This window comes from Pseudomonas sp. WS 5011 (assembly GCF_012985775.1).
GTDB classification, from domain to species: Bacteria; Pseudomonadota; Gammaproteobacteria; order Pseudomonadales; family Pseudomonadaceae; genus Aquipseudomonas; species Aquipseudomonas peli.
The window spans coordinates 292,174-299,495 of the sequence record NZ_JAAQXA010000004.1 but is presented as its reverse complement, the minus strand read 5'-3'; the positions used below and the strand labels follow the sequence as shown (position 1 = coordinate 299,495).

Annotated in this window: 7 protein-coding genes; 4 read left to right on the top strand and 3 right to left on the bottom strand. The window is 59.4% G+C overall.

The features are described from left to right. Positions 1 to 111 precede the first annotated feature (111 nt). Both HBN63_RS06910 and moaA read right to left on the bottom strand, forming a co-directional pair. Positions 112 to 882 carry a transporter substrate-binding domain-containing protein gene (locus HBN63_RS06910; RefSeq protein ID WP_170048887.1) on the bottom strand — a complete coding sequence of 257 codons (771 nt, stop codon included), beginning with the start codon at positions 880 to 882 and terminating at the stop codon, positions 112 to 114. A gap of 71 nt (positions 883 to 953) precedes the next feature. Beyond that, entirely contained in the window at positions 954 to 1,967 is a 1,014-nt protein-coding gene (gene moaA / locus HBN63_RS06905; protein WP_170048886.1) for a GTP 3',8-cyclase MoaA, read from the bottom strand. Between the two features lie 194 nt (positions 1,968 to 2,161). Between moaA and HBN63_RS06900 the strand changes: the two genes are divergently transcribed. Further along, on the top strand, positions 2,162 to 2,806 hold the full coding sequence (locus HBN63_RS06900) for a TetR/AcrR family transcriptional regulator (RefSeq protein ID WP_160087066.1): 645 nt from the start codon (positions 2,162 to 2,164) through the stop codon (positions 2,804 to 2,806). A gap of 116 nt (positions 2,807 to 2,922) precedes the next feature. Here HBN63_RS06900 and HBN63_RS06895 read toward each other — a convergent pair whose 3' ends face one another. Beyond that, entirely contained in the window at positions 2,923 to 3,363 is a 441-nt protein-coding gene (locus HBN63_RS06895; RefSeq protein WP_170048885.1) for a heme-binding protein, read from the bottom strand. A gap of 338 nt (positions 3,364 to 3,701) precedes the next feature. On the opposite strand from HBN63_RS06895, the gene gcl reads away from it, so the two are divergent. From gcl to HBN63_RS06880, 3 genes are all read left to right on the top strand, one after another. Next, positions 3,702 to 5,477: a glyoxylate carboligase gene (gene gcl, locus HBN63_RS06890; protein ID WP_170048884.1), complete on the top strand. Its 1,776-nt coding sequence runs from the start codon at positions 3,702 to 3,704 to the stop codon at positions 5,475 to 5,477. 62 nt (positions 5,478 to 5,539) lie between these two features. After that, positions 5,540 to 6,322: a hydroxypyruvate isomerase gene (hyi, locus tag HBN63_RS06885; RefSeq protein ID WP_170048883.1), complete on the top strand. Its 783-nt coding sequence runs from the start codon at positions 5,540 to 5,542 to the stop codon at positions 6,320 to 6,322. Positions 6,323 to 6,339: 17 nt separating this feature from the next. After that, a complete protein-coding gene (locus HBN63_RS06880; protein ID WP_160087072.1) occupies positions 6,340 to 7,230 on the top strand; it encodes a 2-hydroxy-3-oxopropionate reductase in 891 nt (296 codons plus the stop codon). The last annotated feature ends 92 nt before the right edge of the window (positions 7,231 to 7,322 follow it).

Genomic DNA, 7,322 nt, shown 5'->3' with positions numbered 1-7,322 from the left:
CGGAAAAACACGGAGGAAGAAGCCGCATCGTGACCGATGCGGTTAGAATTTAAACCCCGCGCAATCGGGTGGAGGCACCGGTCACGTTGTTAGCGAAATGAGCGGTCACGTTCACCGAAATCCGCAGATGCGGCCAGCCTCCAGATTAGCCTCGACCTTGTACTTACTTTTCAGCGCGACAATTGCAGGCTGCTGCTCGCTCAAGAAGCGGTCAAAACGCTGCATAAAGGCCGCATGCTTGAGCGTGGACAGCTTGAAGCTGCCACGACTGTGCGGCAACTGCGCATCGAATATCAGCGCGCCCGGTCGCGCGCGGATGTTGTCCAGATAATGGGTGGCCACCACCACGTTGAAATAGGCGCCATCGGTGTCCTTCTTCAGCGCCTGGCGAATCATCTGGCGTAGATCATCGCTGTAAGTCAGCTCAATCTGCCCGGCATCGATACGTTCCTGATAGCCCCGTGGCGTCCAGCCGTTGACCATGGCCAGGCGCTTGATCTGCTCGATGGGCTGGCCATGACGCTGCGGCGCCACCAGCACACCATCGACATACTCGACCACGCCCTGGCTGTAGCTCAGGGTCTTGCCGGCCTTCTGCTCCTGCGCCCAGGTTTCGCTGTCAGGGTATTTGAAATCCACCTGGCCGTTGAGCAGCGCGGGCAACAGCTGCTCAACAGGCAGCACCTTGTAACTCAGCTCCACTCCGCTGGTCTGCGCGAACAAGTCGAACAGCTCACGGGCAAAGCCCTGGTACTGGCCTTGTGCGTCGATGCTGTAGTGCGGCGCAAAGGCCAGCTTCTCTACACCGATCACATAACTTTCAGCGCTGACCGCGCTGGAACAAACAACGGCGAACAAACTGCAGACGTGCGAGGGCTTCACAGCAAACCTCCTGTTGATTGTGAGAGTGGAACGAATGGAACCGCCCAAGGCGGTGAGGACGCGGCTAGGGGCTAGCCGCCGGTCATGCTCATAAAGCGAATAACCTGCACCTGGGCATCGCTCTCGAAGTGGTGACGTTCGGGTTTCAGTTGCAAGGCTTGCATCAAGGCTTCACTCAGGCGCTGGCTGTCGCCGGGGTGGGCACGCATCAGGCCTTTCAGGTCCAGGGCATTTTCATGACCCAGACAGAGCACCAACTTCCCCTCGGCGGTGACCCGCACGCGGTTGCAGTCGCCGCAGAAGTTGTGGCTGTGCGGTGAGATAAAACCAACCTGGGTGTCGCTGCCGACCACCTGCCAGTAGCGCGACGGCCCGCCGGTCAGCTTGCTGCTACGTACCAGGGCATAGCGCTGTTCGATGCGCTCACGCACCTCATCGCTGGAGCAGAAGGTCTGCTCGCGCTGATGGCTGGAAATACTGCCCAGCGGCATTTCTTCGATAAAGCTGATGTCCAGGCCCCGCGCCATGGCGAACTCGACCAGGTCGAGCACTTCGTCATCGTTGCGGCCTTTCTGCACCACGGCATTGAGTTTGATCTTGCGAAAACCCGCCGCGCGCGCCACCTCGATGCCGTCCAGCACCTGATCGAGCTTGTCGCGCCGGGTAAAGGCAGCAAAACGCTCGCGCTGCAACGAATCCAGGCTGACGTTCAGGCGCTTGACCCCGGCTGCGTGTAACTGCGGCGCCAGGTCAGCCAGCAGTGAGCCATTAGTGGTGATGGCCAGGTCTTCCAGCTCGGGGCGCTGGCCCAGACGGGTCAGCAGGCTGAGCAGGTTCTTGCGTACCAGCGGCTCGCCACCGGTAATGCGGATACGCTTGACCCCGAGGCCGATAAAAGCGTCCGCCACTGCATAGAGTTCTTCGAGGGTGAGGATCTGCTCGCGCGGGGCGAACACCATGTCCTCACTCATGCAATAGGTGCAGCGGAAATCACAGCGATCGGTAACCGATAACCGTAGATAGGTGATGCGCCGACCGAAGGGGTCAACCAATTGATTGTTCACTACGTGTCTCCTGGAGCTCAACGAGCCGAGACTTTTTGTTATGAATGCATGCAGCGAGATAAAAACAGAAATATTAAATTTTGTATACAACAACCTGACTTGCAGGTCAGATAGCCCGCCGAAGCCCAGGCCACAAGCCTTGAGCGCCGCTCAAAGCCGGTGCTACCATCCCGGCGCTGCCCAGCGACGGGCGTTCGACAGAAGCAAAGAGGCTTATGACCAGTATTCGCGAGCGTAACAGAGAGCTGATTTTACGCGCAGCCAGTGAGGAGTTCGCCGACAAAGGCTTTGCTGCCAGCAAAACCAGCGACATCGCCGCCAAGGCCGGGGTGCCCAAGCCCAACGTCTACTACTACTTCAAGTCGAAAGAAAACCTCTACCGCGAAGTGCTGGAAAGCATTATCGAACCATTGCTGGAAGCCTCTTCGCCGTTCAATCAGCCAGGCAAACCGGCCGACGTACTGCGCGCTTATATCCGCTCGAAAATCCGTATCTCCCGCGAACTGCCGTTTGCCTCCAAGGTATTCGCCAGCGAAATCATGCACGGCGCGCCGCATCTGTCCGCCGACCAGACCGCGCAACTGAATGCCCAGGCCAAGCACAATATTTCCTGCATCCAGGGCTGGATCGACCAGGGCCTGATGGCCAAGGTTGACCCGCACCACCTGCTGTTCAGCATCTGGGCCGCAACTCAGACCTACGCTGACTTCGATTGGCAGATTTCTACCGTAACCGGCAAAGCCAGCCTGGATGAAGCCGACTACGAAGCCGCCGCGCAAACCATCATCCGCTTGGTGATCAAGGGCTGCGAGATCGACGAAACCCAGCCCAGCCCGTCCGAGCAGGTCACCAACGCATAAGCCTGGTTATCCGCCCTGCCCTTGACTTAAGGCCGAAATAAATGAAAACGGTGAATGCCGCAAAGCATTCACCGTTTTTTTATTGCGACTCTAGTTGCGGCGAAAGCCGCACATCATCAGGCGGCGATACCCGCATCTGGCTTCAGCCCGACAGATGCCACCGCACTCACGGCGCACTGCTCATCGATATCCGACGTATCACCGGTGATGCCCACGGCGCCGATCACCTCGCCGCGCTCATCACGGATCAGCACACCACCCGGTGCCGGCACCAGTTGACCGTCTGCCAGGTTGTTAACCGCGCCGATGAATGCCGGACGCTGCTGTGCGTCTGCCGCAATCAGGCGCGAGCCCTTGCCCAGTGCCAACGCGCCCCAGGCCTTGCCGATGGCAATTTGCGGGCGTAGCAGGCTGGCGCCGTCTTCGCGCTGCAGGCTGATCAGATGCCCGCCGGCATCCAACACGGCAACAGTCAGCGGCGCGGCGGAAATTTCCCGGCCGACCGCCAGGGCGCGGTTACTGATGGTGGTGGCGATTTGCAGATTCAACGTACTCATGTTGGGTCTTCCTCGATGCTGATAAATCCTACGAAACACCTGGCGCTGCGCTGCTTGCAGGGCGATTGACAGCGTCCGGGCAATCCAAAGCTCAATACCACTATCCCATCAGAAACAAAAAACTCAATATACGAATACAATACAAACACTTTTTGTATACAGGTATACGCAAGCTTTTCCGCAGCAGATCAAGCACCCCAGCTAAAACGCTTGTTTTAAAAGATTTTTTACCAGGCAACGCCTCGACGACAAAACGTGTTGACCAGAAGGTCAGGCCATGAATAGAATCCAAGCCAGCTGTTTTGTATACAATCTGATAACAAACGAGGCACAAGACAATGGCCAAAATGAGAGCAATCGAGGCCGCCGTACTGGTGATGCGCCGCGAAGGCGTTGACACTGCGTTCGGCATCCCCGGCGCCGCCATCAACCCCCTGTACGCTGCACTGAAGAAAGTTGGCGGTATCGACCACGTCCTGGCTCGCCACGTCGAAGGTGCCTCGCACATGGCTGAGGGTTACACCCGCACCAATGCCGGCAATATCGGCGTGTGCATCGGCACCTCCGGCCCAGCTGGCACCGACATGGTGACCGGACTGTACTCGGCATCGGCCGACTCCATTCCAATTCTGTGCATCACCGGTCAAGCCCCGCGTGCCCGTATGCACAAGGAAGACTTCCAGGCCGTCGACATCACCAGCATCGTCAAGCCGGTGACCAAGTGGGCGACTACCGTGATGGAGCCAGGCCAAGTGCCGCGCGCCTTCCAGAAAGCCTTCTATGAAATGCGCAGCGGCCGTCCAGGCCCGGTGCTGATCGACCTGCCGTTTGACGTGCAGATGGCCGAGATCGAATTCGACATCGACGCCTACGAGCCGCTGCCGCTGGCCAAACCGGCCACCAACCGCGTGCAGGCAGAAAAAGCCATCGCCATGCTCAACGACGCCGAGCGTCCATTGCTGGTTGCCGGTGGCGGTATCTTCAATGCCGACGCCGCCGACAAACTGGTGGAGTTCGCCGAACTGACCGGCGTGCCGGTTGTACCGACCCTGATGGGCTGGGGCGTGATCCCGGATGACCACAAGCTGATGGTCGGCATGGTCGGTCTGCAAACCTCACATCGTTACGGCAACGCCACCCTGCTGGCTTCCGACCTGGTGTTCGGTATCGGTAACCGCTGGGCCAACCGCCACACCGGTTCGGTTGAGGTCTACACAGAAGGCCGCAAGTTCATTCACGTCGACATCGAACCGACGCAGATTGGCCGTGTATTCAACCCGGACCTGGGCATCGTTTCCGATGCTGGTTCGGCGCTGGACGCCTTCCTGGAAGTGGCTCGCGAGTGGAAAGCCGCTGGCAAGCTGAAAGATCGCAGCGCCTGGCTGGACAGCTGCCGCGAGCGTAAGCGCACCCTGCAGCGTAAGACCCACTTCGACAACGTACCGGCCAAGCCGCAGCGCGTTTACGAAGAGATGAACGAGGCGTTCGGCAAGGACACCTGCTACGTCACCACCATCGGTCTGTCGCAGATCGCCGGCGCGCAGTTCCTTCACGTTTACAAGCCGCGTCACTGGATCAACTGTGGCCAGGCCGGCCCGCTGGGCTGGACCATTCCGGCAGCGCTGGGTGTGGTCAAGGCCGACCCGACCCGCAAGGTCGTGGCGCTGTCTGGAGACTACGACTTCCAGTTCATGATCGAAGAACTGGCGGTGGGCGCGCAGTTCAACCTGCCCTACATCCACGTGTTGGTGAACAACTCCTACCTGGGTCTGATCCGTCAGGCGCAACGCGGCTTCGAGATCGACTATTGCGTACAGCTGGCGTTCGAGAACATCAACGCGCCGGAAATCAACGGTTACGGTGTTGACCACGTTGCCGTGGTGGAAGGCCTGGGCTGTAAGGCTATCCGCGTGTTCGACCCGAACGAACTGCAAAACGCCTTTGCCGAAGCCAAGCGCCTGATGGCCGAGCACCGCGTACCGGTGGTGGTGGAAATTATCCTGGAGCGTGTCACCAACATCTCCATGGGTACCGAAATCAACGCCGTCAACGAGTTCGAAGAACTGGCCGAGCGCGGCGTCGACGCCCCGACTGCCATCTCGATGCTCGACTAAATCGCCTTCTGAACCAGTAGCCCGGATGCTTTATCCGGGCTGCGCAAGACAAGGAGCACACCATGCCCCGTTTTGCCGCCAACCTGTCCATGCTATTCACCGAAGTGGACTTTCTGGACCGTTTCGACGCTGCCGCAGCCGCAGGCTTCAGCGGTGTCGAATACCTGTTTCCCTATGATTTTCCGGCTGAAGTGATCAAAGCACGCCTGGATGCCAACCGTCTGGAGCAGGTGCTGTTCAACCTGCCCGCCGGTGATTGGGCCAAGGGCGAGCGTGGTATCGCCTGCCACCCCGACCGCGTTGAAGAATTCCGCGCCGGTGTCGACCAGGCCATCGCCTACGCCAAGGTATTGGGCAACACGCAGATCAACTGCCTGGCAGGTATCCGCCCGCAAGGTCTGGATTGCGCCACCGTCAAGCAGACCTTTGTCGACAACCTCAAGTTTGCTGCCGACAAGCTCGAAGCCGCAGGCATCAAGCTGGTCATGGAAATGATCAACACCCGCGACATCCCGGGCTTCTACCTGAACACCACCCAGCAGGCGCTGGCCATTCGCGACAAGGTCGCAAGCCCCAACCTGTACCTGCAATACGACATCTACCACATGCAAATCATGGAAGGTGACCTGGCGCGTACCGTCGAGGCCAATCTGTCTGTGATCAACCATGTGCAGTTGGCCGACAACCCGGGCCGCAACGAGCCTGGCACGGGCGAGATCAACTACCGCTTCCTCTTCGAGCACCTGGACCGCATCGGCTACCAGGGCTGGATCGGCTGTGAATACAAGCCGGCCACCACCACCGCTGCTGGCCTCGGCTGGATGAAAGCGCATAACGCAATCTGAATCAGAGGATATTTCTCATGGCAAAAATCGGATTTATCGGCACCGGCATCATGGGCAAGCCTATGGCGCAGAACCTGCAAAAAGCCGGGCATACCCTGTTCTTCTCCGAGCACTTCGACAAGGCACCGGCTGACCTGCTGGGCGACAACGGCATCGGCCTGGCCAACCCACGCGAAGTGGCGCAGGAAGCCGAATTCATCATCATCATGGTGCCGGATACCCCCCAGGTTGAAGATGTGCTGTTCCGCGCCGACGGCGTTGCCGCAGGCGTAGGCGCTGGCAAAGTAGTGATCGACATGAGCTCGATCTCCCCTACCGCCACTAAAGTCTTCGCCGAGAAGATCAAGGCCACTGGCGCGGCCTACCTCGACGCCCCGGTATCCGGCGGTGAAGTCGGTGCCAAGGCGGCCACCCTGTCGATCATGATCGGCGGTTGCCCGAATGCCTTCGAACGCGCCCTGCCGCTGTTCCAGGCTATGGGAAAGAACATCACCCGTGTTGGTGGTAACGGTGACGGCCAGACCGCCAAGGTCGCCAACCAGATCATCGTCGCCCTGAATATCCAGGCAGTGGCAGAAGCCCTACTTTTCGCCGCGAAGAACGGTGCCGATCCAGCCAAGGTGCGTGAAGCGCTGATGGGCGGTTTCGCCGGCTCGAAGATCCTTGAAGTGCACGGTGAGCGCATGATCAAGGGCACCTTCGACCCAGGCTTCCGCATCAGCCTGCACCAGAAGGACCTCAACCTGGCCCTGGCCGGTGCGCGCGAACTGGGCCTTAACCTGCCCAACACCGCCAACGCCCAGCAAGTGTTCAGCACCTGTGCGGCCATCGGTGGCAGCAACTGGGATCACTCGGCATTGATCAAAGGCCTGGAACACATGGCCAACTTCAACATCCGCGGTGAGTAAGTAACAGGTTTCAGGGCGGGGTCAGCCGCGCTGAAACAACCCTTTCGATCTGTCCGGCAGGCGGTGTCACGGCCTGCCTGCCGGGTGGGTCG

Excerpts from the sequence above, each read along its gene's own strand:
- gcl (WP_170048884.1), top strand. The coding sequence starts at position 3,702 with ATGGCCAAAATGAGAGCAATCGAGGCCGCCGTACTGGTGATGCGCCGC.
- hyi (WP_170048883.1), top strand. The coding sequence starts at position 5,540 with ATGCCCCGTTTTGCCGCCAACCTGTCCATGCTATTCACCGAAGTGGAC.
- HBN63_RS06900 (WP_160087066.1), top strand. The coding sequence starts at position 2,162 with ATGACCAGTATTCGCGAGCGTAACAGAGAGCTGATTTTACGCGCAGCC.
- HBN63_RS06880 (WP_160087072.1), top strand. The coding sequence starts at position 6,340 with ATGGCAAAAATCGGATTTATCGGCACCGGCATCATGGGCAAGCCTATG.
- HBN63_RS06895 (WP_170048885.1), bottom strand. The coding sequence starts at position 3,363 with ATGAGTACGTTGAATCTGCAAATCGCCACCACCATCAGTAACCGCGCC.